Below are 1,285 nucleotides of genomic sequence, written 5' to 3'. Positions count from 1 at the left end.
TGTACGGTCCGGGGACATGGTAGACAGGTGTTCGGGGACATGGTGAACACTTTTTAACATCCTTTACCTATGGTGATCGACTTTTTCTTCAGGTCGATCACCCCCACTTTCGTGCTGTACCACCACACGTCATAACAGCCGTCTTCCTGTGTTTCCCTCAGCCCTACCCGTTCCCCCCTGAACGCCTTGCCTGCGCTCAGACTGACTCCTTTCACGCTCAGCTTCCCGCTGATATCGACTTTCCTGACCATCACCCCCTCATCGTATTCCGGTGGGGTTGTGTTGCCGTTGTACTGCCGTGCGGACGGCTGATACCGGGAGGCCGGAACGTTCATACCCAGCGCCTCGTGCGGTCGTTCAAGGTTATAGACGGTGCGCCAGTGTTCAAATGCACGCTGCAGTTCACCGCTGTCCGCGAACCACTTCCCCTGCAACACTTCCGCCTTCAGGCTGCGGTGAAAACGCTCCAGCTTGCCCTGTGTCTGCGGATGATATGGCCGGGAGTGCCCCACCCGGATACCCAGGCGCATCAGCCACAGCTCCAGTGCCGTCCAGATGCCGGTGGTGTCACCCCACGGCGCTCCGTTATCCATCGTCATCCTGTCCGGCAGACCGTAGCGTTCAAACACGCTGACCAGTTGCTGCTGTACGGTCTCACGCCGTTCATCGGTGCAGTGTGCCAGGCACAGGGAAAAGCGGGAGTGGTCATCCAGCAGGGTGAGCGGATGACAGCGGCCACCACCAAAGGGAAAGTGTCCCTTAAAATCCATCTGCCAGAGGCGATTGGGCGCATCATGTTCGAACCGCCCTGAGGCCGGAATGCCCGGTGAAACGCCCGGCAGCAGACCGTGGCGGGCCATCAGGTTATGGACGGTGCTGAAAGCGGGCATGCAGTGCCCCAGGTCTTCCAGCCAGCGCTTAATCTTGCGTGCGCCCCAGCGTTCATGACGGTCATGTGCCATGCGCAGAAGAGCTGTGATGTCATCAGATGAGCGGTTCGGGGAATGATGAGGTATACGGGGCCGGTCCAGAAGGCCGGATGCGCCTTCCTGAGCCCAGCGCTGAAGCCACTTATAGCCGGTGGCAGGCGAAATGCCGTAGTGACGGCACAGGGAACGGATGTTCGCCCCGTCCTGCGAGGCGAACAAAACAAACTCGGTACGTAATGACATGGTATCTCTCGCATCCCAGGGCATAAGTGACTCCATAAACGGGTTCTTATGCCTTAGTTGTAAGTGTCTACCATGTCCCCGAACAAGTGTTCACTATGTCCCCGGACTGTACA

The 1,285-nt window shown here is 58.4% G+C and carries 1 protein-coding gene; it reads right to left on the bottom strand.

Annotated elements, in window-relative coordinates; all coding sequences use genetic code 11:
* Positions 1 to 53: 53 nt before the first annotated feature.
* On the bottom strand, positions 54 to 1,208 hold the full coding sequence (locus ACJ9N4_RS20855) for an IS481 family transposase (protein WP_411500797.1): 1,155 nt from the start codon (positions 1,206 to 1,208) through the stop codon (positions 54 to 56).
* Between the last annotated feature and the right edge of the window lie 77 nt (positions 1,209 to 1,285).

Source organism: Enterobacter sp. LM3 (assembly GCF_046622475.1).
Classification (GTDB): domain Bacteria; phylum Pseudomonadota; class Gammaproteobacteria; order Enterobacterales; family Enterobacteriaceae; genus Enterobacter; species Enterobacter cloacae_P.
Note: the sequence above shows the minus strand (reverse complement) of the source record. Positions and strands in the feature narration are given on the sequence as shown.